The organism is Legionella cherrii (genome assembly GCF_900635815.1).
GTDB lineage: Bacteria > Pseudomonadota > Gammaproteobacteria > Legionellales > Legionellaceae > Legionella > Legionella cherrii.
This window is the reverse complement of record NZ_LR134173.1, coordinates 3,374,465-3,401,271: the sequence shown is the minus strand read 5'-3', so window position 1 is coordinate 3,401,271 and position 26,807 is coordinate 3,374,465. Positions and strand designations below refer to the sequence as shown.

The window sequence follows — 26,807 nt, the reverse complement described above, 5'->3', positions numbered from 1 at the left end:
CTTCATTTTAATTAATTGCTTAACCGATAAAGCAATAAAGCGGCGCGTTGAGTTTGTGTGGTAAGAGAAGGAATGTTTAAAGTTTCTTCGGCAGAATGTGCTCCGGTACCTACAGGGCCTAAACCTGCTAATGCACCATCCACCAGGGATGAAATGTGTGAAATATCACCTGCACCTCGTGTTCCTGGATCAAGAGGAAGTATCATCCCTTGCCCTAAATCTTCACTCACTTGGCTGTATTGTCTTAATAAAGCTTCATTAGCAGCAGTAGGTGGCATGCTGGGAATCCCATCTTGAAACTTAATGGAGGCTGTAGTTCCAGGCAGATGATCGGCAACAATATCGGTTATTCTTTTCTCTGCATCGTTCTTTTGATCTTCAGAGATAAAGCGTAAGTCCCCATTTGCTAAAGCAATTTTTGCGATTACATTTCCTTTGCCAAAGGCGTCCCCCTGAAAATTATTTTTATTGTTCGTCGTTGTGCCCCCTAAAATAAGGCCGGGGCTAAATGATAAAAAGCGTTCTCTACTCAGCTGGGTACGCATCGTATTTAAGATTCGTGCTAACTCAAAAACAGCACCATAACCTGCTTTTTTTTGAAAAATTTCTGACGAGTGTGCTTCATTGCCATGAGCCTCCAATGTCCAGTGTGTTATTCCTCTACGAGCAACGGTTGCCGTATCTGGGGTAATCGCCCATTCAAAATCCAAGGCAATATCGGACTTTTTTGCAGCGTCGATTAAAGGTTTTCTGGAAATCGAGATGGGTTTCCCGGAGTCTTCTTCATCACCGGTTAAGATAACCGTGATATTTGCATTCTCAAGCGCTTTTGCTTCTTGCAGCGCTTTTAGGGCATAAAGGATGACAACTACTCCACCTTTATCATCAATGACTCCTGGTCCAGTTGCAACATCTCCTTTCTGTTCAAAATGTTGAAACGGGCTATTTTCAGGAAACACCGTATCAAGATGTCCAATTAAAAGCAGTTTTTTGCCTTTATTTCCATAGTGTTCAGCAACCAAAGAGCCTGCGCGATGCTGTGCAGGTGGTTCATTGACCCAATAAGTCTTAAATCCAAGTTGATCTAATTGTTTGCGTACCATGTTTCCTACCCGCTGAACCCCCTCAATGTGGGTAGTCCCACTGTTTCTATTCACTAATTGTTCCAATAATGAAAGTTGCTTTTGGGAATTGGCAGTAATGTACTGAGCGATATGTTTTTCTACTGTAGTGAGGTTATCTGCATTTGCCATTTGATAGAAGCAGAGAAAAAATACACAGACAAGCTTTCTCATTTTTTTTCCAATATTCACTTTATTGTCATGAAAGCAATCATACACTGCTTTAAACAAGAGAAAACATTAATGCATTCATTTTTTTGAAGTCAACGCTTCAAGGGTTCTCGTACAGGGAAAATAACCTTGTTTCGAAGTCTCTGCAAGAATCTGATCACAGCACTTTACCAGTGCGGCAAAATCCTGAGAAGTATCTCCTTGATGCAAAAGAAATGAAGCCGCAGCACGAAATAAGGTGAGACTTGAGACCAGCTTCTGAGTATCAATTTCTCCATTCATAAGGGTCAAAACAGGAATCTTGCTTTTTAGTTGTTGCTCTACTAATTGGGTGACTTTGAGATAATTTTGAAAAAGCTCCCCGTTTTTGTAAATAGGCACAGGCCTCATTGAAATCAACAATCCCGAAATATTGGGCTGTTGAACTGAATCCAAGTTGTTTGAGCTGAGGGAAGACATACCATATCCAATGGCTTTGTTTGCCGCCTGCTTTGAGTTCATTATAAGCTTGTTCGAATGAGGCCGATGAATTTTGGCCTTGTTGGGCTTCGATAAAGCGATGAATGGTGCTCATTAGTAAGTACCTAAATTTAGACTCCTTAAGATTTTTATAGCATTATAAAGAGTTAAGGTACAGCCAGTGGACCACGGAGATGCTGTGAATTAGTTTAAAAAGTAAAGAGCCGTTTTTCCCCGAATACTTTCATTTTTCTATCTTAGTTTTTTATTTAAAAGCACGTCTGTATTCCGCTTCTTGCAAGCGTTTCGCAAAATCTTCATCCGATTCGCCTTTTAATGCTTCAGCTGTGTCAATATCCTCAACATTAATCTTATTTTTAACTTGAGAAAACAAGCCTTGGGTTGATACAGCATGAATCAAATCATTTACATGCTGCTGATAACCGTCTGCTTTTTCTGCATTAATTGGTTTGCTTACGGATGCAGAAATCACTTCCTCTTCTTTTGCTACTGAGGGAGCTTCCTCTTTCTTTAATTCTTGACGTTTAGGAGGTAATTGCTCTATTTGGGTTGTCCAATGCGCATTATCTTCGTTATTTAAGACTATAGTACGCAAACGAGGATCAGGGTCTCCGTTAAGTTGGCCTTCCACGTAGAGATTTTTATTCAGTTGCACGGCAATTTCTTTCAAATCACCGTGTGTTGCCCATCGTCCTTGTTCCTTAATCTTTTCAACGCCTTTTAAAATAACAGAACCTGGATTGACTCGATCACCCTGCATGACGTCTTTTAATAATGCTTCTTTGACATGGGCATTTTCTATTGTATTTGTTTCTGCTTCAGAAAGGGGTTTCGCTGTAAGCTTGGGTTGCAGTGATCGTGCCGTATTTTCTGCTAGGGTCGTGACTTGGGGAGATAAAGCGAGCTCATTAAATTTACTTATCTCAGCGAGATTATTCTTTTCCTTACCTAAATAAAAGCGTACCAATTCCATAAATTTGTGATAAACAGGTGAACCTTCAATCAAGGTTTCCTCATCTTTCGACACTGCTTCAGTTCGTATTCTATTTAAAAGATCGATCGTGTAAGCATCAGCGGCAATGTTTCTTAAAGACATTTGTAATGTAGACAAAAGCTCATTTTTATAATGATAAGGAGACTCATACAACCGATTTAAATCAAAGTCGATGAGCTCTTGCAAGCTAACGCCAAGAAGGCCTTTTCTGATCCACTGGTCATAGGTTGCGCTTTTTCCATAGAGTGCGTATTCATCTTGAATGTCTTTTATGGCGCCAATTGCAAACGCAAAAAATCCACAATCGCCACCGCCAGGATTATTGATTCTATAAGGCATTTCACACTCGTATTGGTTCTATTACTTACATTATATAATAAAAACCTTAATTAATTATTATGTCAATGATTTATTAATAGACAGGATGATTTTAATAAAATAAAATATGATCTCTTTTTACGCAAAAATAGTGGTGATTTAGACAGAAGGAGGTTAGGACGATGAGCTTAGTTGATAACAGGATAGTGAAAGCCTCCTTTAGAGAAAACCCAGTAGAGGAAAGAAAACTGTTTCCTCAATCCTCGTGCCTTATGCCCATTAGTGTAGGACAACCTATTCATGAAGGCGAAAAATTTGCGGCAGTTATTAAATTGATTAATGCCTCTTTTAAACAATGTACCATCCTTGTTGATGATAGTGTGCAACGTCATACAATGGGTATTATGAATCATGCAACTGCGGATGAATTATATCAACTTGCGGTGAAAGAAGGCGATGATTGGCTAAAGCGAAATGAAATGGCTTACAATCAGCTAACCATCCCTTATGAGATCATGCGCTGGGATGATTGGTACAACAGTCAGAATTTCATTAGCAGTCATCTGCGCGTCCAAAAAGAATATGAGCTTAATGAATCATTCCGTCAGGCAATTCATGCCAATATCGATGAATTTTTAAGCCGATACCTGAGTCGATTTTCTACTGAAAACGTTGACTCTGAAAGGGCGTTTCGACTATGTCTTGATTATTTGATTGAAGAATGTTCTGTAATGTGTCTGTGGACAGAAAAGGCATACGATTTCGAAGTTTATCCCAGTGGCAGAAACAAAGCGATGGCTGCTACCTATGATTATTTAATCAAACCTCATTATCCAAACTATTTAAGACCTGTTGCACTTCGATTTAAAAAATATCCTGCAAATCCCCTTTCTCCGCCCCCCGTCATCCCGAGTGAGACGAGGGATCTCCTCGCTTAAATACTGGAGGAAACGCTCCTCATTCTCCCACGGGTGGGCATTATAAACAGAAGAATAAGAACATGATCAAAGTGAATTTATGCCATTCCTGCGAAGGCAGGAAGGACATGAAATAATGCTCATTTGTGGGAGAGGGGATTGGTTCTAGAGATTTTAGAGAGGTGTTTTTGATGCGATCCATTTTTTAATTTCAGAGGCTGTTTTATCAATAACCAGTATAATTTGTTGATACAATTGCTCCAATAAATCACGTTGTCCTGATTTCCAATAATCTTCAAAATATTGGCAAGCCATTTTTATTCGAGTGGCACCAACATATACTACCCCTCCCTTAATTTTATGAGTGATTTTTTGGGTTTGTTCCCAATCACCTTGATCATGTGCTTTTTTTAGCAGAGCAATATCTTCGACAAAAGAGTGATCGAGCATTAGGTTGAGCATGTCGCGAAGTGTATTTTCTGTACCCGTAGTTTTAATTCCTTCCTCAACATCAAGTAGTGGAAATTTAGAAAGATCAAAGAGTTGTTCTTGTGTTGCAGGTCTCTCAAAAATACAATTTTCAGGAGAATTTGTCCTTTCTTTTAGTATGGAAGGAATAAATGAGCTTAAAATATCACCACATTTTTTTTGCGTTAATGGCTTACTGATCACCGCATTGATGCCCGATTCGATACATCGCTGTTTATTTTCCTCACCAACATGGGCGGTAAGCGCAATGATGGGGGTGTGATATTTTTTTGAAACTTCTTGCACACGAATGTGGTGGGTGACTTGATAACCATCCATATCAGGCAGACCGATATCCATAAAAATTAAGTCATACCTATTTTTCTTCCAAAGTTGTAATGCAGATTGTCCATCAACTGCTATATCTACTTGGCAGTAATAGTGATTTAACATGGCTTTAGCTATGGTTTGCGCCACAGTATTGTCTTCAACGAGCAAGATACGATGTTTGAATGAATGAGTTGATGGATTTGAAGAGGGAGTGTTTATGGCATTGTCTTGTTTAAGACTTGATATATTGAAGTCAAAATCTTTATCAATACCTGTTTCATCTTCCAAAAGTGCTGTTTTTAAGGGAATGATACAAGTAAATTTTGTTCCTTTGGCCACAGTACTCTCGACATATATTTCTCCGTCTAACTCATCAATAAACTGTTTGATTACAGCAAGCCCTAAACCTGCTCCTTTATAAATTCCTTTATAGGAAGGGGTTAAACGTTTGAATTGGAGAAAAATTTCTTGTTGCTTGTCTTTCGGAATCCCCATGCCACTATCTTCCACGACAAATTGGATGATCACCTCACGGTTTTCTTGCTTTGCCAGCTTGGCTGTTACTTTCACAAACCCGGCATCGGTAAAATTCAATGAATTCGATATCAGTTCGAGTAAAATTCTATGGATACGAACCGGATCTCCAATAAGAAATCTGGGAATATCGGGATCAAATTCTAGAGATAATGTCAGTCGTTTAGAAGATGCTTTGGCTCTATTCAGGTCAATCACATGTTGGGCTATTTTTTGTAATACGAATTTTTTCCTCACTTTGGGAATTTCACCAGAACTTACATGAATTGCTTCAAGTACATCATCCATAAAATCAAGCAGAGCATGACTGGATGCCACTAGGTTCTCTGAATATTCTTTAATTCTAGGACTTTCTGCTTCAGATTGGATAAGGTCTGCAAATCCTACGATCCCGGTAAGGGGGGTACGAATGTCGTGACGCATATTTTCCAGAAATTCTGTTTTTGCCAGACTTGCTGCTTCTGCTTTTTCTTTAGCAATTTTGAGCTCTGCTTCAATTTTTTTTCGGTCTGTGATGTCAATGGAAATCCCTAGTACCCCTGTAATTTCCCCTTTTTTATTGCGCATTGGTGATTTATGGCTTAAAAAAATGGCATCTTTACCACCTACTTGCGCTTTTTCTTCTATGATTTCAGTTTCGCCTGTTTGCATTATATGAAGGTCATTTTGTCGAAATAACTCAGCCTGGTTTTTGCCCCAAGGTAGGTCAAAATCAGTTTTTCCTACGATTTCATAGCCAAATTGAAACCCTACACTTTGAGCTTGGCGATTGTTGCATCCTAAATAAACCCCGTTTTTGTCTTTCCAATAAACATGTCCTGGCATATTGGCCAAAATATTTTCCAAGGTGGATTGTGTTTTTTCTTGGCTTGAACAGAGAGCAGCCTCTTGCTTTTTTCGATTGGTTATATTTAAGGAGATGCCAATAATTCCGGTGACATTGCCGTGTTCATCATGTAAAGGAGTTTTACGGGTTAATACGACTACTTGTTCTCCATTTGCTATGGTTCCGATTTCTTCCAATTCCAATGAGGAATTCAGGTTCATTACTTTTAAATCGTTGTTGCGAATCGTTGTTGCAGATGCAGCCCAAGGCATTTCAAAATCAGTTTTTCCAATGATGGATTTCATCCCAGTCATTTCCAACATGGCGTCATTGCAACCTAAATAAACTCCATTTTTGTCTTTCCAATAGATGCTTCCTGGTAATGCTTTGATGATGCTTAATGTAAGCGATGAGTTTTCTGCAGATAAAGCTGAAGTAGGGGGTTCCTTGCAATGATAGGTTTTTGGTTTATTACGTTTATTTTCTGACATAAGTTGCTCTCTTTATTTTTAAAGTTATAGACCTATTATTCAACGCCTACAAGAGAAACAATTCATATTTTCATGAAATGCATCAAAGTGGGTTTAAATGTTTCTAGAAAATCAAATAGTGTCATTTCTTGCTTAATGAGCGATCAAGGTCTTTAATAAACAAACGTATAGTATTTGCATGGAGCGCAAAATGCCAGTGAGTAAAGAATGCATTCAGCTGTTGCAAAAATTAGTGGATCACTATGAACAATATGGAAAGAAAGATAAAGATTACTTATTAATTTATCCTTTATTAAAAGAGTTTTTGTTTCTCGTGCTCCAGCATAGAAAAGAACATAAAGACGAACGGCTTATTGGTTTTCTTAGCTCTTCTGCATTGATTTTGCAGGAAAATCCATCTTTTGCTCAGGAATGCAGATCATTTTTAATCGCCTTTCAAGAAACGACCCATGCTTTAGATTCAATGCTGGATGCCGAATTAAATATTCAATCTGAACTGGATGCCTCATGGGGTAAACAACTTGAATCAGAAGCCAATACATCTCTAGGGCCTTCTCTTTTTTTTCTTGAGCTACAAGAAGCTGTTGCTAAAAGAGCGCAACGTATGGCAGAAAAAGAATCTGGGACTTGGGGAAAACCTGAGTTAGGCTAGTATTGATAAAAACTCCTGGATTTTGAGTTTAATCAGGAATGGATAATTATCGAGTTATGGTAATTTTCATGTATAAGCCGTGGGATAATAAGTTTCGGTTTTGTCTTTGAAATTTCGTTTGCTCTATATACCCAAAATCAAAATGATGCAGCTTTTGAAATGTGTCGTTCTATGCCCAAAAAGAATCGGTTTTCAGCAAAAAAACTCTTAATCGATTCCAGATGAACGTGCGCCCTTAAGGTTTATGTATGCTGATTTACCCTAAAATTGCCCGAATTATTTTTAATTTCAATTGGGTATAGGGCAGGTATTTCAAGGGAAGTTCAAACCAAAATGGTTTTTTTAAAATGCTTTTGAAATGGCTGAATGCTTTAAAACCGGCTTCACCATGGTAACTTCCCATGCCACTGTCGCCTACACCGCCAAATGGAAGGTGGGAATTGCAAATATGCATGATCACATCATTAATACATCCACCACCAAAAGAAATCTCATTTAAAATTCGGGTGTGCACTTTTGAATTTTTCCCAAAAATATAGAGAGACAAAGGTCGTGGGCGTGATTTGATTTCTTGGAGGACAGGTTCTAGATCGTTAAAAGGAATAACGGGTAAAATGGGACCGAAAATTTCCTCTTTCATGATTTCATCTGTAAAGCGTACATCCTTAAGAATGGTTGGCTCAATATAGTTTTCAGTCTCAATGACTTGTCCACCCGTGAATAGTTTTTGCGGATCAATGAGCTTTTTTAAGCGTTGTACGTGGTGTTGATTAATAATACGGGTGTAACTTTCGCTTTCAAGGGGATTGGGGCCAATTACTTTGCCGATTTGGTTTTTGAGCTCTTCCAATAAGGGTTGATAAATCTGTTCTTCAACTAAAAGATAATCGGGGGCAATGCAGGTCTGTCCGGCATTTAAAAACTTACCCCATACAATTCGTTGTGCTGAAATTTTCAGATCGGCATCGGCAAAAACAAGGCAAGGGCTTTTGCCCCCTAATTCCAGAGTAATGGGTGTTAAGTGTTCTGCAGCAGCCTTAGCCACGATTTTGCCTATTGTGGTACTGCCCGTAAAGAAAAGTTTATCAAAACGCATACTCAGAAGCTCTTGCGTGACATCAGCTCCGCCCTCTGCAACATAAAGATAAGCTGGATCAAAATTTTGATTGATTATTTTGGCGAGCGCAGAGGAGGTATTTTGCGGCAATTCACTTGGCTTAATGATACTGGTATTCCCTGCCGCTATAGCGGCAATTAAAGGAATTAATGTAAGCTGATAAGGGTAATTCCATGCTCCAATAATCAAGGTTGTCCCATAAGGTTCGGGCAAGATAAAACTTTTTCCTGGTTGGTTCACCAGTTCAGTTCGTGTTGCTTTGGGTTTAGCCCATTTGTTCACGAATTTAATCGCTTTATCGAGTTCATGATAAATTAAGGCAAGTTCAGTTAAATACGTTTCGAATTGTGATTTTTTTATATCTGCGTAGAGGGCTTCCGAGAGCAGTTGCTCATTTTGTTTGAGAACAGTTTTTAATTTCTGCAGTTGCTGTTTACGAAAATCGATAGCTTTCGCCGCTCCACCAGCTGAAAAAAGTCTCTGCTCTTTGACAACAGTATGAATGTTCATGTAATGGACGCCTGTGTAAAAAATTATTATTTATCAGCAGTTAAACTGCTCCATTTTAGTTTATCTTCTTAAGACTTTGCTAGAGCTTATTCATTTTTTTCAGCTAAGGTTTCCCCTGAATCTACTCACTCTAATTTGCAGTACTTGAGTATTTTTTTAATAAATATCTGAATACGGCGTACCCCATTAGGGGAGCCACCAAATTTTATCGTTTGCTTTTTTCCCTAAATTCTGCAGACAAGCTGCGGTACCTCGAGACACCCGGGCCATGTCTAAAAGCATACAAAGCAGAGTAGATGGGCGGTTGCAAGCTCACAGGTTACAAATAAAATAATTTAAATGTTATATTCTGGCGCACCTCCTTTCTTATATACCAAAACAGTTCGCTCAAAAGACATAAATAGTTCTTTATGTTGGTTAATTCCCCGCGTTTCTACAGTAACTATTCCTTGATTTGGTCTTGATTTTGATTCTCGTTTCGCTTTTATTTCGCTTTCAGCGTAAATCGTATCTCCTTCAAATACAGGTTTTAATAATTTAACTTTATCCCACTCCAGATTCGCGACTACCTTCTTGGAGATCGTATTAACGGTCATTCCTGTAATAATCGCCAGCGTAAATGTGCTATCAACTAAAGGTTTTTTCCACTCGGTGTGTTCAGCATAATGTGCATCAAAATGTAATTGAGCGGTATTCATTGTCAGCAAGGTAAACCATATATTATCATTTTGGGTAATGGTTCTTCCGGGCCTATGTTCAATAATTTGTCCCACTTCAAAATCTTCAAAGTAAAAACCAAAATCTTCCCGCAAGCGCTTGTTTCCTATAGATTTATAGCTTTGATGTGACATATTCATTACCTTTTAATTGTTTGATAATTTAAGTACTTCTTGAGCTTGTTGGTATATGGGGACATCTATCATTTGTCCCTTGTATTGACATGCCTTGCCTCCAGATTGTTCGAAAAGCGCTACAATTTCTTTTGCTCGTTTTACCTCTGCTTGATTTGGTGCAAAATTTTGTTTTATGGGAATGATTTGTCTTGGATGAATGGCTAATTTTCCTTTAAAACCAAGTTCCTTGGCCCGAATCACTTCAGAAATTAATTGCTCCTCATTTGTAAAATCGAAAAAAGGAGAATCAATTGCTGGAATGTGAGTAAGTGCAGCTGCCTGGACAATGTGATGGCGTGCATTCAAAAGAACATCCCAGTTCATCTGGCACCCTATATCGATGGCAAAATCTGCAGCCCCGAAGACTAAACCGGCGACTGGGGAATGAGTAACAATTGAATGTAAGTTCAGCAACCCTTTTGCTGTTTCAATCAATGCTAAAAGTTTAATATTTCGCGCTTCTAAATGGAGTATTTTATAAACAATATTTAACTCTTCAGCACTTTCTGTTTTGGGGTATAAAATGGCATCACAATAAATATCATCTTGTCTTAAGGCGAGCAAATCAGGAAGACCTGCATCAGTAGTGATATGGTTGATGCGAACTATAGTGAGCAGTTCTGGATGTTTTTTCTTTAAAAATTGAACCACATGATTTCGAGCTTTGTCTTTCTCTGCTGCTGAGATAGCGTCTTCCAGTTCTAAAATAACGCCATTTGCACCTGAAGTCAGTGCTTTTGTGAAAAGCTCCGGTTTATTGCCGGGTGTAAAGAGCAGGGCGGGTGATCGTGATAAATCCATTCTAAATAAATCCTTGTGTTTTTGCTTGTTGTTTTAATTGCTCACGAAAGTCTGGATGGGCAATTTGAATTAATTGGTGCGTTCTTTCAGTGGTAGAGCGTCCCTTTAATTGGGCTACCCCGTATTCAGTAACCACATAATCAATATCAAGTCGGGTATCTGTAGCGATTGAGGAGAGCCGGGGAACTATCCGGGATAGAGTTCCATTTTTTGCTGTAGAACTACTGGCAATAATAGTCTTTCCACCTTCAGAATACTGAACGCCACGAATAAAATCCAATTGTCCGCCTACACCTGAAAATTGATGACCAATAAACTCGGCATTGACTTGGCCACTAAAATCAATCTCGATGAAGGCATTAACAGAGGTCATTAGGTTATTTTTCCCAATCACTTTAGGTTCATTGACATAGGAGACCGGAAGACAAAACATAGAAGGATTATTATTTATAAAATCATATAAAGGTCGATCACCGATTGCAAAGGTAAATACATTGACGTAAGGATTTAATTTTTTATTGGTATTTGTAATTACTCCTTTCTTGATAAGCTCCACCATTCCTGACGTAATCACCTCAGTGTGTATGCCAAGATTTTTATGATCGATTAATTGTTCGCATACTGCGTTAGGTACACCACCTATTCCCATTTGAATGGTTGCTCCATTGGGGATAAGGGAGGTGATGTATTGGCCAATTTGACGATCCAAGTCACTAGCAGGCTTTGAATGTTCCTCAATCAAAGCGGTGGTATTTTCGACTATGGCATCCACTTCACTGATATGAATTAATGTAGAGCCCGAAGTTCTGGGCATGTTCTCATTGACTTCAACGATTAATTGATTCGCATAACGCCCTAATTCAATAGCATAATCGCCGTTAGTGCCTAAATTAAAAAAACCAAACTGGTCCATAGGGGAGACTGTAACCATGAACGCATCCAGTTGGGTAATGGACATAATGGTGCCAGGATAACGACTAAAGCTTATGGGGACAAAATTGATGTATTTTTTACCTAGACGATACCCGCGTTCCGCTAATTCAACTTCTCCTTTGGACATCATAGAAGTGTAGGGTCGAATAATATGCAATAATTCTTCTTGAAAAATAGTTTCCAGAGCGATGGGACCACAACGAAGATAGTAAACCTTTAATTCTTTTAGATCACCTGCTTTAGCGCGCGCAGCAAGTGCATGGCATAAGGCTGGAGGAGTAGCGGCACGCATGCCTATAGAAATCACTGCAGATGGAGGAATCCGATTGACTGCTTCATCTGCAGAACATAATTTATGTTGATATTGCTTATCAAAGTTCATTCATCATCCTAATAAATCAAAAGAGTTCCATATCAACTTTAAATTATTGATCAGGGCTATTAAATGTCAATTGTACTAATCGTTGCAATTCTTGAGCATCGGAGGGTGCAACTGCTTTTTGATCGTTATCTAAATAACAAAAAATTTGTTTCACTTCCTGCTGCCATTTGGCAAATTTATGGGCATAACTTAAAAGCGTTTTTTGCTCATAATGACCCAAATAAGGATCGAGATGCGGTCCATGCAATCGTAAGTAGATGAAATCACTGGTTATAATTTCTGGACACTGATATCCCTTAAAATCATAAAAACAAAGCGCTATATTGTATTTAGCGAGCAAATCATAAACTTCCTGACGTAACCAGGTTTTATTTCTAAATTCAAATGTGTAATGAAATGATTCAGGTAATGCTTTAACAAACTGCTCCAAACGCTCTAGATTAAAAGGCCAATAAGGTGGGAGTTGAAATAAAACCGGCCCGAGTTTGTCTTCCAATCCTTCGATGACCTGAAGCAAATACAGAACGCTCTCTTGAACGTCTTTCAGCATTTTTACATGGGTTAAATAGCGACTGGCTTTACACGAAAAAATAAACTGTTCTGGAGTAGTTTCTCTCCACTTTGCAATGGATTTTGGAGAGGGAACGTGATAAAAACTACTATTGAGCTCTACTGTGTTAAAGACGTTCGCGTAATACGCCAATTCATCTTTCTCTGCAACAGACTTCGGGTAAAAAATTTCTTTCCAACCTTTATAGACCCATCCAGAGGTACCGATATTGACGAATGGCATAGTCCTATTCCTTAGACGCTATTCTTGATAGGAAATACCAAGCATGTTTAAACCACGTTCAACATCATCAGCTACTGTTGGTCTGGATAGTAAATACTCACCGGTATGGTCGGTTATTTCTTCTTGGGCAAACTGTAGCGCATCTTTCCATTCCTCTCGAGTATAATCGCCCCGGCCTAAATACATGAGCGCCACTAAGGTTGCTTGCTGATCAGGACGTAAATTATCTATGTATTCAACGGTTTCTTGATAAACTGGATCATTTTGATAATCAGCTAATACATAGAAGGCATCCATGTCCTCAGTGACCTCTGGAAAACTAACTTCTTCCTTAACCTGAAATTGTCGCGCTTTATCCAGAAGATCACGAATTGTTTCTGTATCGAGATTCAACATATTTATCTCCTTATTTAATATGCTTTCCAATACAATAATAATAGCTTAACTAAAATATAGTTTATTACCCGCGATCCACAAGCTTGTTATTTTTACTTATTGTGCAAATCCTTATTTTCTGAGAACACTGAATCCTATTTTGATTGTACTGACACAACAAGCTCCCCATAATCATTTTATTCAGTGAAAAGAATGGTTGGATAGAGGCAATTCCTTTGGTGTTAATTGGGATGAGAAAGTAAAGTTGGTGAACGCTTTCGGCTCTACTAACGAGATTGTATTTAATACATTAAACTCGAATAACTGCATGAGTTGTATTTTATCTGCAGAGTTAGGCAAATTTTCGATTCGGCTTCGAACATCATGAAATTTTTGCCAATCAAAACTGGGTCTTTCTGCATCAAAATAATGTTTGAAGAGATGTGATGCTTGTGTTTGTAATGCGTTTAATTGCTCAAGCAAAGGCTTATATTGAGCAATATAAGGAGCAAAATTAAAAGTGTAAAAAATTTTAGGATGAAAACCAGTGATTGGTGCAATTACTTTTTGTTGAAGGCGTTCCATCAACTCAATTTTATCGTAGTCTAACGGCATGGATTGAATCGAGTGATAAACTTCTGTAAAAAAAGAAAAGTTAAAAGTAACTTTTGGGGTAAAATATTGGGTTTTGCTGCGAGAATAAAAGGTTACATCCTCTTCGAGTTGCTGTAAATTCCTTAGAAGAAAGGGGTAGGGCATAATGTTTACTCCGTTTATAATGCCCATGTATCGTACATAATTTTTTAATTTAATCAAGTTGTGTAATTTTCCATGCTTCAGCTCACTTATAGATACGATTAGGAGATGACACTTAATTAATAATCATTAATGATAAAAATGATTTTTGAGATATTTTTAAAACCCCCATCATAAGAAAATAGATTTTTATCTTTTTTGATTTTTCCAAAGGGGCTGGAATGACGCACGATTTAATTGACTCCTAGACGTCCCAAAAAGAGTCAAACGCTCAATAAAAAAGGAAAGTATTTATTGATTTATCTCCAGCAATAACTATATTTATATATTATGTTTCACGAAATGCATGAAGAAAACGTTGTTAACTAAGGAGAGTAATAACATGAAAAGTTCCAGTGAGAAACCGACATATACTCCTAAAGACCATCTTGAGGCAGCTGCAAGCCAATTATTAAATGAAGGGAAAAAAAAGGTAAATCAACTGTATGAAGAAGGATTATCCAAGGCTAATGAAGTGGAAGAAAATGTCAAAGAATATTCTGATCATTTAATAAAGAAAGTACAAGACAATCCATTAACTTCTGTTTTAATCGCAGGAGGAATTGGCTTTTTATTATCTCGGTTAATGAAAAAGTAATGGAAGTTTTTAAACAGTTAGAAGCTCTAGTTACTGCAAAAATATCCGTTATTAAAACAGTATGGTCTTTAATTCGTCTTGAAGCAAAGTTGGCGGGGCTTAGCGTTTTTCCTTTGTTACTGAATATATGCATGCTGTTTGTGGTGCTGATTACGGTGTGGCTAAGTGCCATGTTTTTAATAGGGTATTTTTTATTTTTGGCATCTAATCGTTTTCTGTTATCTATCTCCCTTGTTTTACTGTTGAATGTGGGATTCTTACTTGGATTGCTTCAGTATTTATCCTATAACTTAAAAAGTATGAGTTTTCCTAAAACAAGAGCATATTTTTCTCAAAAGAGCGAAGAGCATGAGCAACTCGAGAAGACAGATTCGGGCACAAATTGCACTGATGGACAAGAAGTTGCGATTCCAGAGCAACAAAGTAGCTGAACATCAAGAGTATTTTGCCCAAAGTAAACTAACTCGTTTTCATGTACCTACTTTGTTACTGCTTGTTTCTGCTTTTTTTATAGGTTGGAAACTGGAACGAAAGCATTGGAGTGGCAAAATAGGGCAACAACTTGTTGATGTCGGGACATTCGCTTTGCTTAATTCGTTTAAAAAAGTTGTTCTTACTCTTCTCAAATAGTGAATTAATAATCCCTGGTGTAACTAATATTTACAACTTAGGGGGTAAGTGTAACAATATGTGACCTAGCAACGATATGCTTTTAACTCATGCTCGTGTTCCTTTTTTACCAAAATAAAAAGTATGTTGAGATCACTCACGATTTTAAATCTGACGAATTAAGATCTGCAATCGCAGGCAATGAACGTCGATTTGATATGATATTGAACCATAAGAAGAAAATTGTTTTTAGTAATCTTCAGGAACTCATTGAGGATTTTAAACGATTCCAGATAATTCAAAGCTATGAAAAGTTTTTTAACGACAGTAGTTTTCTAACGCAACTGTGTGTAACCAATCTCACAAAATTTGGGTCTTCCCCTGAAAAAATGGCCTCAGAATTGGAAATCAGAAGATTAGCTTTAACAAGGGAAGAGGGGGATCCTTTAAAAAGAGAGATCCTCTTAAAAATGGTTAATAGTCTTCGTTATTTTAAATCGTATAAACGATTTAATGCGGAATTATTGTTTCGATATAATGCAATAAAGCTCATGGATACGGATAAATTTCATTTAGAAGCAGAACATTATAGATATCCAACACAAAAAGAAAATTATTTGCAGCTCAATGAACATTATTGGCATATGCCGAATAAGCAAAATGGTTTTTTTATATTAAAAAATGGACAGCGTCCCTCTGAAGCTATCAACTCAATTTTTGCTGGTTCTCATCTTGTGGTACTTGAATGTCATAGTTGGATGCTCTCTATTCAATATAAAGCGTTATTAGACACCGTGGGTGCGAAGAATTTTGATCTTCTTTTTGCACGAAAGCCACTCATCATTGCAGATGGTCTGTTTTTATCCAGAAATTTTGCAGACGATTTAAAAGAAATACTTCCTTATAAATTTGATTTAACGCAAGAGGAGTTAATTCCCGGGGATTGGCTCTATCTCAACAATTTCCCTGAATATAGGACGGCTACCTTATTTGATGCATCTAAAAATGGAAGTGGACTGCACTCTATGGTGATGGGGGATCATAAATATCGAGGCTTTGGTTTACCTAAAGCAATGACAGAAAGTGAAATAAAACATGAGTTTTTAGAAGTTTACAATGAAGACTTTCTTGCTGAGCCTATAGATCTTAAAGAGGAAAGCATAGATAGTGAAACAATGGGACTTGATGCTAATGAGCAAGATATAGCCCCTGGGGATAGCGTAGTGATATGTGGACATATTGATTGTCCCGAGCGCGAATGGGCAAGTGTAGAATGCATTTATAAGGGTAATGGCAGGTATCGATGCGAAAAATTAAAGATGGAACATGCTACGGAGAACGAAATTGTTTTGGCATTATTGGAGAAATACAATGCACTACTTCCAAAGAGAAAAACAGAAAGTGATGTAGCTGATCTCAATATTTTCAAATCATTAAAGACCAATGTGAGAGGCATTGATTTTTCACATCAACGATTTGATTATTTATTTCAAGAATCACCATCTACTGATAGTAAGAATTCACCAAGGTTATTTTCTTATCATCAAGATAAACATGAGCAGCCTATACTGGAGCCTGAATTGTTATATTCTCCATGTAAGTGATTAATAATAATAATAAATAAATTACCCGATGAACCTGTCGGCACACATTTTTCATGACAATGTGCGTTATTTATTAACAGAATGTAATTTTATGGAATAATTGCTTTTTTATTTTGGTCAAAAAATAGATAGAGAAGATACTTATGCCAGATCAACCAACCTCATTAAAGAACATCAGTGCTACTGCAGTAATGAAGCATTTTATATGGGAAGTAAATAGAGAAAAGTTTAGCGAAAAGTTACCTATAGAACTTCATGAATTGCTTGCATCAAAGAATAAGGAGCTTTTTTTTATTAAATGTTTTAATAAGATTAATAAATCAAAACAGAATGTGGAAAAATTTATCAAAAATGCTGGAATACAACTCCCAGAGAACTACTCATCAATCCATATTAAGATAAAGTGCTGTGAAGACGGCCACTATGACGTAGTGATAGATAATACGTATGTGAACTTTAAGCCAGAAAAAACAAGGATGAGTGAACAAAAGTTAATGGACTCAGTGATTGCAACAATTTCTGAATTAGACTCTAAGCCAACTCCAAGTAATTTATCAAGGTAATGTCTTACTTATTATTCAGAGTGGTGTACGCGAAGGATCTCCTGATTTGAGCTCAAATATTGATGGTATTGGAGATCTTCACGGCGTTCGGGATTGACGCACCTCCGTGACTGCATCACCAAATTGTTCGATCAGAAACCGAGTATCCACCATCAATGGGGATCATGGCTCCGGTGATAAAATCTGAGCCGCTTGAAGAGAGAAAAACGGCCAAAGGCCCAATATCCTGGGGTTTTCCCCATTTACCGAGTGGTGTTTTCTTCCTAATTTCTTCGCCGCGAGTTGTTTGCGGCAAGGAGCCATTAATTGCAGTTTCAAACCAACCCGGCAAAATAGCATTTACCTGAATATTCCAGGGACCAAGTTCCAATGCAAGCGATCGAGTGAGACCTAAAATTCCTGTTTTTGTTGTGGCATATCCAATCGAATTAGGATGTCCAAATAGTGAATACATAGAACCCACATTAATAATTTTTCCACGATGGTGTGGTTTCATGAAACGAGCTGCACTTTGAGAACAAAGAAATACTGAAGTAAGATTGGTACGGATGAGATGTTCCCAATGTTTCAGTGAAAGAGCTGAAAGATGCTGGTCCTCATAGATACCTGCATTGTTAATCAGGATATCCAATCTTTTAAATTGGTCTTCAATGGATTTAAAGCCAGCATGAATGCTTTCCTCCGAACTCACATCCATTGTTAGAGGAATTAAGTGGTGTTTTTGGGCTTGTTTTAATTTTTCCTGATCTCGGCCACAAATGATAACTTGTGCGCCTGCTTGTTGCAAAGCACATGCCATGGCTAGTCCTAATCCTCCATTTCCCCCTGTTACTAAAGCAACACAATGATTCAAATCATTTTTTGAGTTCATAATGGTCATGCACCTTTTTGATAGCAGTTATAAGTTCATCCAGATCTTCTTTTCCCAATGTGGGTGATAGCGCAATATCAATATAAGAACTAATGTATCTAAAACTGTTAGGATAAAGCTTGGGAATTTTTTGTTTCGATACATCCTTGAATAAATAGGCCCAGTCCCAAAATCTTCGCACATTGATTTTATTGAGATCACCAAGCGCTTTCGTGTCGATCCCCTCTGCAGTAAGTGCTTCGGCAAACCAACAACAGTCTTCGCTCGATCCCTCTAACTCCAAAAGCAGATTATCACCCAGAGGCAATGCGGTTTTATCCCAGCTAGCACGTGGGCGTAAATATTTTAAAGGGCTAATGCCTTGAATGACGTAAGCATAATTTTGTGACAACAAGTCAAGTCGCTTATTTAATTTTTTTAATTGGGATACTCCAAGTGCACCACGGATTTCATCCAAGCGAAAATTAAATAACGGCAACCTGGTGAAATCAATGGTACAAGGTTGGTCGGAAAAATGCTTTTCATAAAGACGCTCATAAGCTCCTGATAAAATCACACATTTTAGATAGAGGTCTTTGTTGTTGGTTAAGATAAAGCCCCCTTCTCCAGTGTTCAATGATTTATCTGATTGAGTGCTAAATGCCCCAGCTAAACCATAGGTACCCAAATATTTATTTTTTAATTTACAGCCAAGACTAGGAACCGCATCTTCAATAATAGGCACGCCATGTTTATTGGCGATTGCCATAATTTGGGGGAGCGGGGCGGGAAATCCTCTCATATGAACCACCACTAATGCTTTCAGGCGACTAATTTTTTTATCAAGATCCCCAAGATCCATATGAAGATCGCGATCGACTTCGATAAGGAATGGTTTTAATTTTGCTTGAATAATGGCACTCGGTGTTGCTGTAAATGAATAGGCCGGACATCCCACTAATGAATCGTCAGGTAGATCAAGAGCCATAAGGGGTAGTGAAATTGCGGCAGTACCTGAACTTACAGCCAGTGCAAATTCACACTTAAAGTATTCCTTCAGTCCTTCCTCGAATTGTCCTACTTTAGTATCTTTGATTTCACGATTATCATAGCGAAACAATCGTTTACTTTTAATTACATCCAAGATAAGTTCAGTGTCCTCCTCATCAATGATCACATTTCCTTTGTCATAGGTAGGCCATGGTTTTTGGCGAATGGGAGACCCTCCATATAACGCCAATTGACTCAAAGAAGAATATTCTCTTTTCATACTACTCATACAACTCTCCATGCTATTGCTCAGGAATTTAGTTTAACTTGCCTTTTTTTTATCAAGCCACAAGCGAAAGCGAGCTAAAGTTTTATTCCCCCCAAAAAATCTGATGGTTGCAAGGACCATAAAACCTTTTAGAAATTGCAATTTTGAACCTTTTCTAATCCAAAAATCGCATTCCTCTCCTTTTGTAGGTACAAATAACTTTTCATTGAAAATAGTTTTAGGAAACGGTATGGAAAAAAAGGTACTAATATTTTTTCCATGCGTTCCAAAAATAAGGGGGCCTGGATGCAGGCACAGCACATCTAGAAATAATATAAAATAAAGAAATATGATCCATGTGGCATGCTGTGACTTTTTTTCAATCCAAAGGCATGTAATTTCATGAGGTTTCTTTCGATCAAAGCGATGATCATGATATAGTTTCTGTAATTGAGATGGATTTAAAGGAAGAAATGTACGATAGTTAGGACCTGAATTGATGCAAAAACCTGCCAGCATTTTTTCCTCTGATTCTCTAAAAAATATTCGCACTTTAGATTCTTTAAAGTATTCCAGATCAGCGCGATTATGGGCCAAAGACGAGTAATTGCTTGCATAGATTTTAAGTAAGCTCTCACTCCTAATTATTTTTGTTCTAATCATTATCTAGGCTCTAAAAAAACTCTATTTTTAATTATAGAACATAATGGTTTAATTTTAGCCATTTAATCTAAAGTCGAACTGGATAAGTGTCAACTTCATCAAATAAATATGCGGAACAAAGCGTGTTGGTTTTGAGTCGAGAGTGCTGGGTGTTCGCTTTGTAATCAGTGCGTAATTAATTAATCTTTGCAAATTCATGTAGATAAGAAGGGTGCGGAAAGTAATCCTTTAAAAAATTAGGGATGCGTTGCTCCAACCAATGGTGTCCTCTCGCAGCGATAAATCCTACATGGCCTCCATGTTGACTTAATTCCAAGAGAATATCGGAAGATAACTCCCTGGAGGTTGGAAGAATGTCTGATGTCATAAAAGGATCATCTAAAGCATGAATAATTAAAGTAGGGGTTTTGATTTGAGATAGATACTGCCGCGAACTGGATTTTTGATAATATTCACTTGCACTAGTAAATCCGTGTAATGGAGCAGTTATTTGTTCATCAAATTCATAGAGAGATTTTATTGAATAAAGTTTTTGTTGAGACAGCGGCAATTGGTCATTAATAATATCCAATTTTTGGAGGAAAACCCTACGCAATTTTTTTAACAAATGTTTCTGATACACACGAGAAAATCCTTTATTTATTTTTTCAACCACGTTTTGCGATTGAAAGGGTACAGAAACTGCAACAGCAACATCAATTAGAGATTGGGACCCTGTTTCTCCTAACCATTTAAGGAGCACATTGCCACCTAAGGAAATACCCACTACCCCTATTTTTGTTGTGGGCTCTCGCAGTTTTATTACCTGGAGCAAAAAGGCCAAGTCTGCAGTATCGCCACCATGATAAAAGCGGGGTAAACGGTTTGGTTGGCCACTTGCACCCCGGAAGTTCATCAAAACCGCTCGATAACCTGATTGATTGAATGCATTGAATAAGGTCGAAACATAAGCTGAATTCTCATTGCCCCCCAATCCATGCAACAAAATAATTAAAGGAGCATCCTCGTTTAATCCATTCACTCTCCAGGCTAAATCTATAAAATCGCCATCAGGCAATTCAAGCCGCTCATAAGAGTCAACAAAGACATTCATGCGATGAGTTAACGTTCGATACAGAGTTTGTCCATGCGCATTGGTTAACCACCAGGCAGGCTTAAATTCGCTATGAATGATCATACTCTAGTACCCCATGAATTGAGATTTATTTAAGCTTTTTAGTGCTACTTTAGTCTCTAAGTATAAAATAATACTAAATAGAAAAAAATGCGAATTGATAAGTTGTAGTTAAGCTACACTTTTCATTGCTAAAGCGATCATCTGCATTTACATTATCCTATTTAGATAGATCTTTTTTCAATTAAATGAAGGGATTGCTTAAGTTGATGTTTTTTTCATTACCGGAGGTTTGATGCAAGTAAAGGCAGCAGTAGCTTATGAGGCTGGGAAGCCATTAGTCATTGAAACGGTTGAATTGGAAGGCCCCAAAAAGGGGGAGGTGCTTGTTGAAATTAAGGCTACAGGTGTTTGCCATACGGATGCATTTACTTTATCTGGTGATGATCCTGAAGGCCTTTTCCCAGTCATTTTAGGACATGAGGGTGCCGGTATTATTGTGGATGTAGGCGCGGGAGTGACTTCCGTTAAGCCAGGCGATCATGTGATCCCCTTATATACCCCTGAATGCCGTCAATGTGAATACTGTCTTTCCCAAAAAACCAACCTGTGTCAGGCCATTCGAACAACGCAAGGTCAAGGGGTTATGCCTGATGGGACAAGTCGTTTCAGCCTTAATGGAAAAAAAATATTCCATTACATGGGGACATCCACGTTTGCTAATTATATTGTATTGCCTGAAATCGCTGTTGCGGCAATTCGTAAAGATGCACCTTTTGACAAAGTCTGTTACATCGGTTGTGGCGTAACTACAGGCCTGGGAGCCGTGATTTATACTGCAAAAGTGACGCCAGGATCTCGAGTTGTTGTCTTTGGTTTAGGAGGTATCGGGCTTAATGTGATCCAGGGTGCTCGTATGGTGGGTGCCGAACAGATTGTCGGGGTGGACATTAATCCTCAACGGAGGGTTTTGGCAGAAAAAATGGGAATGACCGATTTTGTTAATCCTTCGGAAATCAGTGACGATCTGGTTGCCTATCTTGTAGAGCTGACTAAGGGGGGCGCTGATTACAGTTTTGAGTGCGTAGGGAATGTAAAACTGATGCGTCAGGCATTGGAGTGTTGCCATAAAGGGTGGGGCGTTTGTACTGTGGTTGGGGTTGCAGGAGCAGGTCAAGAGATTTCTGCTAGACCTTTCCAGTTGATCACGGGCAGAGTATGGAAGGGATCTGCATTTGGAGGTGCACGTGGACGTTCTGATGTACCTAAAATTGTTGATTGGTACATGGATGGTAAAATCAATGTGGATGATTTAATTACCCAAGTTCTCCCGGTTGAGCAGATTAATCAAGCCTTTGATTTAATGCACCTTGGTCAATCAATCCGCACGGTGCTCACTTTTTAAAAGCCTGTTTCAGGGAGTGAATTTAAATGGTCATCGAACTCATTGAAGAACATTACTGTTTTGGAGGGATTCAACGGGTTTATGCCCATCAAGCCGATTCAACCCATTGTACTATGCGCTTTGGTCTTTTTTTACCACCTCAGGCAAGGAAACAGAGCGTACCTCTAGTGTATTGGCTTTCCGGACTAACCTGTACGGAGCAAAATTTTATTACGAAAGCGGGGGCGCAACGGATTGCTGCCCAATTAGGTTTAGCATTAGTTGTTCCGGATACAAGTCCTCGCGGAGATAATTTGCCAGGCGCTCAGGAGAGTTATGATTTTGGTATGGGTGCCGGATTATATGTGGATGCCAAACAATCTCCGTGGTCAAAATATTATAAAATGTTCACTTATGTCCATGAAGAATTACCCCATCTACTGCAATACCATTTCCCGCTTGATCATCAAGCATGTGGTATCTTTGGCCATTCAATGGGAGGGCATGGTGCGCTTATTTTGGCATTGACTTATCCCAAGCAGTATCGTTCGGTTTCTGCATTCGCACCCATTTGTGCCCCATCACAATGTCCATGGGGTCAAAAAGCATTCACAGGATATCTGGGGGACGATAAAGAGCAGTGGAAAGAATATGATGCTTGCGAACTCATCTTAGCTAAAGGATGGCCACATCAACACATTCTCATTGATCAGGGTTCACAGGATCCTTATTTAAAGGAGCAACTCAAACCCGAATTATTTCAGGCAGCATGCTTGAAGGCTGGAGTCGAACTAAAACTACGAATGCATGAGGATTATGATCACAGCTATTATTTTATCACTAGTTTTATCGAAGATCATTTAATGTATCACGCGTCAATATTGCATGGAATTAAATAGGGGCGGATAATTCATCTAATCCTATTTTCAGAAACAAAACTCATGAATCCTAAGCATCCATTAAAACTCATCTTGGCCAGCGCCTCTCCAAGACGATTGCAAATATTGCAAGAGCACGGATTGGCTGCTGTTGTTATGCCTGCCAATATTGAAGAAGTTCTGCAAAAAGATGAGCAAGCCAAAATATATGTGACTCGACTGGCCAGAGAAAAAGCGCAAACAATTTTGTCTCAGGTTGAAGTAGGTGCAGCAGATTTCATTCTGGCGGCCGATACTACCGTGGCTTATCAGAACCATATTTTAGAAAAACCTCGCGACCCTGAAGATGCTTATAGAATGCTGCGTATGCTCAGCGGCAGCTCCCATGAGGTCTATACCGGTTATGCGCTAATTTTTCTACCCGAACAAAAGTGGTGGGTTGATTGCGTAACAACCCGCATTACATTCCACTCGCTTACAGAGCAACAAATTCAAAATTATGTTGATTCAGGGGATCCCTTTGATAAAGCGGGAGGGTATGGTATTCAAAATGTTTATGACACGTTTGTTAAAGAAATAAAAGGTTCTTATTATAATGTCATGGGTTTACCTATTGAGGAAATTTTGAAAAAAATTGCATCTTAATCTGGGTGAAATGAAGTGCTGAGGCATATTTCAAAATTCTTTTCAACCCGTGGTCAAAAAGCGCGGCGCTGTCCTCGAATTCTTGGCGCAGAGCCTTCAAGAAGGGGCTTTTGTCCCCTCCTCGGGCCGAAGGGTTACAGTCACTACTGAATCGTTACTGGTTAAATTTTGAAATCGCTCGCTCAAAAAGCATTGAAACCCGGGTTTTCTACCTTTCATTTAGGCTTAAAATAACAGATTCTATGCACCATGGTTTCGATTTTTGCAAAAACAATCGACAAGATGATCATCCACCAGGCCTACTGCTTGCATGTGGGCATACATAATCGTTGAACCGACAAAACTCATGCCTCTTTTTTTCAAATCTTTGGATAACGCGTCAGATTCAGCAGTACGGGCAGGGACTTCTTGAAGTGTTTTGGGGTAATTTATTTTGGGACTTCCATTCACAAATTGCCAAATATAGTTGTCAAAAGATCTAAATTCTTGCGCGATCTTAAGAAACACGATCGCATTTTTGCGCGCCGAAAAAATTTTAAGACGATTACGGATAATCCCCGAATCATCAAGCAAGTTATTTAATTCCTCATCGCTCATCTTTGCTACAGCATGAGGGTCAAACTGTTTGAATGCTTTTCGGTATGCTTCCCGCCGTTTGAGTATTGTTTCCCAGCTCAAACCTGCCTGTGCTCCTTCAAGAATAAGCATTTCAAAGTGTTTTTGATCATCATGTACGGGAACACCCCATTCCTTATCATGGTACTCTTCATAATAAGGTTTGCCAGTACCAACCCAAGGGCAACGTTTCATAATGAACACTTATCTCCTATAAATTTTATTGAGTGATTTTAGGTGGCTATTGTGCCGTCATTCAGGGCACAGCGCTCGGGATGATGTAGTTCTGTGCTGCATTGATGAGTGAAAGCAGATATACAGTTCACCGATTTCATAATCCTTTTTAATCATAGCGTTTTTATGAGCTAAAGACTATTCAAATCCCGTTTTATCAGTGTAATCTCCCTTTTTCGAGCGGTGTTTACCTAGAAACAACGGCTTCGTCTTGTATTTGTTCAGGAATGTCTTAAAATTCACTACATACGTTAACATTATATTTATTTAGAGAACTTCATGTCCGATTTTTATCAGGATTTTAATACACGACGAACCTTTGCAATTATCTCTCACCCTGATGCAGGTAAAACAACAGTAACCGAGAAATTACTGTTGTTCGGAGGTGCAATTCAATTGGCAGGAACTGTAAAAGGACGTAAAGCCGATCGGCATGCGACCTCAGATTGGATGGAGATGGAAAAAGAGCGTGGTATTTCTATTACTACCTCAGTGATGCAGTTTGTACATAATCAGCATGTCATGAACTTGTTAGATACCCCAGGGCATGAGGACTTTTCTGAAGATACCTACCGTACTCTGACCGCAGTAGATTCAGCGCTGATGGTTATTGACGTCGCTAAAGGGGTCGAGGAGCGAACGGTTAAATTAATGGAAGTGTGTCGTTTGCGTGATACACCGATTATGACATTTATTAATAAACTGGATCGCGAGGGTCGTGATCCTATTGATTTGTTGGATGAAGTTGAATCTGTTTTAGGTATTCAATGTGCACCAGTGACCTGGCCTGTAGGTATGGGTAAACGATTTAAAGGCATCTATCATCGTTATGAAGACATTGTTTATCTCTATCAACCCGGTAAGAACGCCCAAAAGCAAGAGGCAATGCAAATTAAAGGTTTGGACAACCCTCAACTGGATGAGCTCTTGGGGGAAAGCGCCCAGGAATTACGTGAGGAAATTGATTTAGTGAAGGGGGCTTCACATGAATTCAATTTGGAGGATTATTTAGCGGGTAAAATGACGCCAGTTTATTTTGGTTCTGCAATTAATAATTTTGGTATCAAAGAGTTATTGGATGATTACGTACGTTATGCTCCAGGTCCACAACCTCGGACAGCCCAAGAGCGTATTGTATCTGCTAATGAAGATGCTTTTACCGGATTTGTGTTTAAAATCCAGGCTAATATGGATCCAAAACATCGGGATAGAATTGCTTTTTTACGAATTTGCTCTGGAGCTTATCGAAAAGGAATGAAAATCAATCACCTGCGTATTGGCAAAGAAGTGCAAATTGCTAATGCTTTAACTTTTATGGCAGGTGATCGTTCACACACAGAAGTTGCTTTGCCTGGTGATATTATTGGTCTGCATAATCATGGAACAATTCGCATAGGTGATACCTTTACTCAAGGGGAGCAACTCAAATTCACTGGTATTCCCAATTTTGCTCCTGAATTGTTTCGGTTAGTGCGTTTAAAAGACCCTTTAAAGAGTAAGGCTTTATTAAAAGGTTTAATCGAGTTATCGGAAGAGGGTGCAACCCAAGTATTTCGACCATTAAATAGTAATCAGTTAATTCTGGGAGCTGTGGGGGTGTTGCAGTTTGACGTAGTAGCGCATCGTTTAAAACATGAATATAAAGTAGATTGTATTTATGAAACTGTGAATGTTGCCTGCGCTCGCTGGGTTTATTCTGATGATGATAAAGCAATGAGTGAATTTCGAACAAAAGCGCATGATTATTTGGCTTTGGACGGAAGCGATGCATTGATGTATCTTGCTCCAACCCGTGTTAATTTAACAATGGCTGAGGAACGGTATCCTAAAATTAAATTTCATGCAACTCGGGAACATTAGGGAAGGGCGCTTCCCTCGCCATCCCGAGCGT

Annotated in this window: 28 protein-coding genes; 11 read left to right on the top strand and 17 right to left on the bottom strand. The window is 38.6% G+C overall.

The window, feature by feature from the left end:
- Window positions 1-11: 11 nt before the first annotated feature.
- The 4 genes from EL022_RS14555 to EL022_RS14545 form a co-directional block, all read right to left on the bottom strand.
- Complete coding sequence (locus EL022_RS14555; protein WP_028379886.1) at window positions 12-1,295, bottom strand: M20/M25/M40 family metallo-hydrolase; 1,284 nt, start codon at window positions 1,293-1,295, stop codon at window positions 12-14.
- 75 nt (window positions 1,296-1,370) lie between these two features.
- Window positions 1,371-1,574, bottom strand: a complete 204-nt coding sequence (locus EL022_RS16520) for a hypothetical protein (protein ID WP_241972201.1) — start codon at window positions 1,572-1,574, stop codon at window positions 1,371-1,373.
- A complete protein-coding gene (locus EL022_RS16515) occupies window positions 1,558-1,866 on the bottom strand; it encodes a DUF1810 family protein (protein ID WP_241972200.1) in 309 nt (102 codons plus the stop codon). Before EL022_RS16515 ends, EL022_RS16520 begins: the two co-directional genes overlap by 17 nt.
- Before the next feature lie 150 nt (window positions 1,867-2,016).
- Entirely contained in the window at window positions 2,017-3,105 is a 1,089-nt protein-coding gene (locus EL022_RS14545; RefSeq protein ID WP_028379888.1) for a hypothetical protein, read from the bottom strand.
- A 161-nt stretch (window positions 3,106-3,266) separates the two neighbouring features.
- Between EL022_RS14545 and EL022_RS14540 the strand changes: the two genes are divergently transcribed.
- Window positions 3,267-4,022, top strand: a complete 756-nt coding sequence (locus tag EL022_RS14540) for a hypothetical protein (protein ID WP_051544382.1) — start codon at window positions 3,267-3,269, stop codon at window positions 4,020-4,022.
- A 153-nt stretch (window positions 4,023-4,175) separates the two neighbouring features.
- Here EL022_RS14540 and EL022_RS14535 read toward each other — a convergent pair whose 3' ends face one another.
- Window positions 4,176-6,650, bottom strand: a complete 2,475-nt coding sequence (locus tag EL022_RS14535) for a PAS domain-containing sensor histidine kinase (RefSeq protein WP_028379889.1) — start codon at window positions 6,648-6,650, stop codon at window positions 4,176-4,178.
- Between the two features lie 190 nt (window positions 6,651-6,840).
- Between EL022_RS14535 and EL022_RS14530 the strand changes: the two genes are divergently transcribed.
- On the top strand, window positions 6,841-7,302 hold the full coding sequence (locus tag EL022_RS14530) for a hypothetical protein (RefSeq protein WP_051544383.1): 462 nt from the start codon (window positions 6,841-6,843) through the stop codon (window positions 7,300-7,302).
- Between the two features lie 256 nt (window positions 7,303-7,558).
- Here EL022_RS14530 and EL022_RS14525 read toward each other — a convergent pair whose 3' ends face one another.
- From EL022_RS14525 to EL022_RS14495, 7 genes are all read right to left on the bottom strand, one after another.
- A complete protein-coding gene (locus EL022_RS14525; protein ID WP_028379890.1) occupies window positions 7,559-8,929 on the bottom strand; it encodes an aldehyde dehydrogenase in 1,371 nt (456 codons plus the stop codon).
- A gap of 335 nt (window positions 8,930-9,264) precedes the next feature.
- Complete coding sequence (locus EL022_RS14520; RefSeq protein WP_035900402.1) at window positions 9,265-9,780, bottom strand: MaoC/PaaZ C-terminal domain-containing protein; 516 nt, start codon at window positions 9,778-9,780, stop codon at window positions 9,265-9,267.
- Window positions 9,781-9,792: 12 nt separating this feature from the next.
- Entirely contained in the window at window positions 9,793-10,623 is an 831-nt protein-coding gene (locus EL022_RS14515; protein ID WP_028379892.1) for an HpcH/HpaI aldolase/citrate lyase family protein, read from the bottom strand.
- Between the two features lies 1 nt (window position 10,624).
- The gene (locus EL022_RS14510) at window positions 10,625-11,938 is read right to left on the bottom strand and encodes an acetyl-CoA hydrolase/transferase family protein (RefSeq protein ID WP_028379893.1); all 1,314 of its coding nucleotides are present in this window, start codon (window positions 11,936-11,938) and stop codon (window positions 10,625-10,627) included.
- 43 nt (window positions 11,939-11,981) lie between these two features.
- Window positions 11,982-12,731 carry a DUF72 domain-containing protein gene (locus EL022_RS14505; protein ID WP_028379894.1) on the bottom strand — a complete coding sequence of 250 codons (750 nt, stop codon included), beginning with the start codon at window positions 12,729-12,731 and terminating at the stop codon, window positions 11,982-11,984.
- A gap of 18 nt (window positions 12,732-12,749) precedes the next feature.
- Complete coding sequence (locus EL022_RS14500; protein WP_028379895.1) at window positions 12,750-13,127, bottom strand: DUF3775 domain-containing protein; 378 nt, start codon at window positions 13,125-13,127, stop codon at window positions 12,750-12,752.
- Window positions 13,128-13,307: 180 nt separating this feature from the next.
- On the bottom strand, window positions 13,308-13,865 hold the full coding sequence (locus tag EL022_RS14495; protein WP_051544384.1) for a hypothetical protein: 558 nt from the start codon (window positions 13,863-13,865) through the stop codon (window positions 13,308-13,310).
- 379 nt (window positions 13,866-14,244) lie between these two features.
- Here EL022_RS14495 and EL022_RS14490 point away from each other — a divergent pair, with 379 nt between their 5' ends.
- The 5 genes from EL022_RS14490 to EL022_RS14470 all read left to right on the top strand — a co-directional run bounded on the left by EL022_RS14490 (window position 14,245) and on the right by EL022_RS14470 (window position 17,275).
- Window positions 14,245-14,499 carry an ElaB/YgaM/YqjD family protein gene (locus EL022_RS14490; protein ID WP_028379896.1) on the top strand — a complete coding sequence of 85 codons (255 nt, stop codon included), beginning with the start codon at window positions 14,245-14,247 and terminating at the stop codon, window positions 14,497-14,499.
- A complete protein-coding gene (locus EL022_RS14485) occupies window positions 14,499-14,930 on the top strand; it encodes a hypothetical protein (protein ID WP_028379897.1) in 432 nt (143 codons plus the stop codon). The genes EL022_RS14490 and EL022_RS14485 overlap by 1 nt, the downstream gene beginning before the upstream one ends.
- Window positions 14,902-15,129, top strand: coding sequence for a hypothetical protein (locus tag EL022_RS14480; RefSeq protein WP_237761332.1), 228 nt, complete (start codon window positions 14,902-14,904; stop codon window positions 15,127-15,129). Before EL022_RS14485 ends, EL022_RS14480 begins: the two co-directional genes overlap by 29 nt.
- A gap of 89 nt (window positions 15,130-15,218) precedes the next feature.
- Window positions 15,219-16,712, top strand: a complete 1,494-nt coding sequence (locus EL022_RS14475; RefSeq protein WP_051544385.1) for a transglutaminase — start codon at window positions 15,219-15,221, stop codon at window positions 16,710-16,712.
- A 143-nt stretch (window positions 16,713-16,855) separates the two neighbouring features.
- The gene (locus EL022_RS14470; protein WP_028379899.1) at window positions 16,856-17,275 is read left to right on the top strand and encodes a hypothetical protein; all 420 of its coding nucleotides are present in this window, start codon (window positions 16,856-16,858) and stop codon (window positions 17,273-17,275) included.
- Window positions 17,276-17,390: 115 nt separating this feature from the next.
- Here the strand turns inward: EL022_RS14470 and EL022_RS14465 are convergent, their stop codons facing one another.
- The 4 genes from EL022_RS14465 to EL022_RS14450 all read right to left on the bottom strand — a co-directional run bounded on the left by EL022_RS14465 (window position 17,391) and on the right by EL022_RS14450 (window position 21,223).
- Window positions 17,391-18,146, bottom strand: coding sequence for an SDR family NAD(P)-dependent oxidoreductase (locus tag EL022_RS14465; protein ID WP_035900403.1), 756 nt, complete (start codon window positions 18,144-18,146; stop codon window positions 17,391-17,393).
- Window positions 18,130-19,404, bottom strand: coding sequence for a DegT/DnrJ/EryC1/StrS family aminotransferase (locus EL022_RS14460; RefSeq protein ID WP_051544386.1), 1,275 nt, complete (start codon window positions 19,402-19,404; stop codon window positions 18,130-18,132). The genes EL022_RS14465 and EL022_RS14460 overlap by 17 nt, the downstream gene beginning before the upstream one ends.
- A gap of 33 nt (window positions 19,405-19,437) precedes the next feature.
- Window positions 19,438-19,935: a hypothetical protein gene (locus tag EL022_RS14455; protein ID WP_126325231.1), complete on the bottom strand. Its 498-nt coding sequence runs from the start codon at window positions 19,933-19,935 to the stop codon at window positions 19,438-19,440.
- Between the two features lie 286 nt (window positions 19,936-20,221).
- Entirely contained in the window at window positions 20,222-21,223 is a 1,002-nt protein-coding gene (locus EL022_RS14450; protein WP_028379903.1) for a hydrolase, read from the bottom strand.
- Window positions 21,224-21,455: 232 nt separating this feature from the next.
- On the opposite strand from EL022_RS14450, the gene EL022_RS14445 reads away from it, so the two are divergent.
- The 3 genes from EL022_RS14445 to EL022_RS14435 are packed head-to-tail and all read left to right on the top strand — an operon-like array spanning window position 21,456 to window position 24,067.
- Entirely contained in the window at window positions 21,456-22,565 is a 1,110-nt protein-coding gene (locus EL022_RS14445; protein WP_028379904.1) for an S-(hydroxymethyl)glutathione dehydrogenase/class III alcohol dehydrogenase, read from the top strand.
- 26 nt (window positions 22,566-22,591) lie between these two features.
- The gene (gene fghA, locus EL022_RS14440) at window positions 22,592-23,443 is read left to right on the top strand and encodes an S-formylglutathione hydrolase (RefSeq protein WP_028379905.1); all 852 of its coding nucleotides are present in this window, start codon (window positions 22,592-22,594) and stop codon (window positions 23,441-23,443) included.
- Between the two features lie 42 nt (window positions 23,444-23,485).
- On the top strand, window positions 23,486-24,067 hold the full coding sequence (locus tag EL022_RS14435) for a Maf family protein (RefSeq protein WP_028379906.1): 582 nt from the start codon (window positions 23,486-23,488) through the stop codon (window positions 24,065-24,067).
- A gap of 240 nt (window positions 24,068-24,307) precedes the next feature.
- Here the strand turns inward: EL022_RS14435 and EL022_RS14430 are convergent, their stop codons facing one another.
- A complete protein-coding gene (locus EL022_RS14430) occupies window positions 24,308-24,877 on the bottom strand; it encodes a DNA-3-methyladenine glycosylase I (protein WP_028379907.1) in 570 nt (189 codons plus the stop codon).
- 318 nt (window positions 24,878-25,195) lie between these two features.
- Here EL022_RS14430 and EL022_RS14425 point away from each other — a divergent pair, with 318 nt between their 5' ends.
- Window positions 25,196-26,776, top strand: a complete 1,581-nt coding sequence (locus tag EL022_RS14425) for a peptide chain release factor 3 (protein WP_028379908.1) — start codon at window positions 25,196-25,198, stop codon at window positions 26,774-26,776.
- The last annotated feature ends 31 nt before the right edge of the window (window positions 26,777-26,807 follow it).

Bases quoted from the DNA above. Each gene is read 5' to 3' on its own strand.
- EL022_RS14430 (WP_028379907.1), bottom strand. From the start codon at position 24,877: ATGAAACGTTGCCCTTGGGTTGGTACTGGCAAACCTTATTATGAAGAG.
- EL022_RS14555 (WP_028379886.1), bottom strand. From the start codon at position 1,295: ATGAGAAAGCTTGTCTGTGTATTTTTTCTCTGCTTCTATCAAATGGCA.
- EL022_RS14520 (WP_035900402.1), bottom strand. From the start codon at position 9,780: ATGTCACATCAAAGCTATAAATCTATAGGAAACAAGCGCTTGCGGGAA.
- EL022_RS14485 (WP_028379897.1), top strand. From the start codon at position 14,499: ATGGAAGTTTTTAAACAGTTAGAAGCTCTAGTTACTGCAAAAATATCC.
- EL022_RS14435 (WP_028379906.1), top strand. From the start codon at position 23,486: ATGAATCCTAAGCATCCATTAAAACTCATCTTGGCCAGCGCCTCTCCA.
- EL022_RS14500 (WP_028379895.1), bottom strand. From the start codon at position 13,127: ATGTTGAATCTCGATACAGAAACAATTCGTGATCTTCTGGATAAAGCG.
- EL022_RS14510 (WP_028379893.1), bottom strand. From the start codon at position 11,938: ATGAACTTTGATAAGCAATATCAACATAAATTATGTTCTGCAGATGAA.
- EL022_RS14490 (WP_028379896.1), top strand. From the start codon at position 14,245: ATGAAAAGTTCCAGTGAGAAACCGACATATACTCCTAAAGACCATCTT.
- EL022_RS14545 (WP_028379888.1), bottom strand. From the start codon at position 3,105: ATGCCTTATAGAATCAATAATCCTGGCGGTGGCGATTGTGGATTTTTT.
- EL022_RS14425 (WP_028379908.1), top strand. From the start codon at position 25,196: ATGTCCGATTTTTATCAGGATTTTAATACACGACGAACCTTTGCAATT.
- EL022_RS14445 (WP_028379904.1), top strand. From the start codon at position 21,456: ATGCAAGTAAAGGCAGCAGTAGCTTATGAGGCTGGGAAGCCATTAGTC.
- EL022_RS14525 (WP_028379890.1), bottom strand. From the start codon at position 8,929: ATGAACATTCATACTGTTGTCAAAGAGCAGAGACTTTTTTCAGCTGGT.
- EL022_RS16515 (WP_241972200.1), bottom strand. From the start codon at position 1,866: ATGAGCACCATTCATCGCTTTATCGAAGCCCAACAAGGCCAAAATTCA.
- EL022_RS14515 (WP_028379892.1), bottom strand. From the start codon at position 10,623: ATGGATTTATCACGATCACCCGCCCTGCTCTTTACACCCGGCAATAAA.
- EL022_RS14535 (WP_028379889.1), bottom strand. From the start codon at position 6,650: ATGTCAGAAAATAAACGTAATAAACCAAAAACCTATCATTGCAAGGAA.
- fghA (WP_028379905.1), top strand. From the start codon at position 22,592: ATGGTCATCGAACTCATTGAAGAACATTACTGTTTTGGAGGGATTCAA.
- EL022_RS14475 (WP_051544385.1), top strand. From the start codon at position 15,219: ATGCTCGTGTTCCTTTTTTACCAAAATAAAAAGTATGTTGAGATCACT.
- EL022_RS14470 (WP_028379899.1), top strand. From the start codon at position 16,856: ATGCCAGATCAACCAACCTCATTAAAGAACATCAGTGCTACTGCAGTA.
- EL022_RS16520 (WP_241972201.1), bottom strand. From the start codon at position 1,574: ATGAATGGAGAAATTGATACTCAGAAGCTGGTCTCAAGTCTCACCTTA.
- EL022_RS14465 (WP_035900403.1), bottom strand. From the start codon at position 18,146: ATGAACTCAAAAAATGATTTGAATCATTGTGTTGCTTTAGTAACAGGG.
- EL022_RS14540 (WP_051544382.1), top strand. From the start codon at position 3,267: ATGAGCTTAGTTGATAACAGGATAGTGAAAGCCTCCTTTAGAGAAAAC.
- EL022_RS14505 (WP_028379894.1), bottom strand. From the start codon at position 12,731: ATGCCATTCGTCAATATCGGTACCTCTGGATGGGTCTATAAAGGTTGG.
- EL022_RS14530 (WP_051544383.1), top strand. From the start codon at position 6,841: ATGCCAGTGAGTAAAGAATGCATTCAGCTGTTGCAAAAATTAGTGGAT.
- EL022_RS14495 (WP_051544384.1), bottom strand. From the start codon at position 13,865: ATGCCCTACCCCTTTCTTCTAAGGAATTTACAGCAACTCGAAGAGGAT.
- EL022_RS14450 (WP_028379903.1), bottom strand. From the start codon at position 21,223: ATGATCATTCATAGCGAATTTAAGCCTGCCTGGTGGTTAACCAATGCG.
- EL022_RS14460 (WP_051544386.1), bottom strand. From the start codon at position 19,404: ATGAGTAGTATGAAAAGAGAATATTCTTCTTTGAGTCAATTGGCGTTA.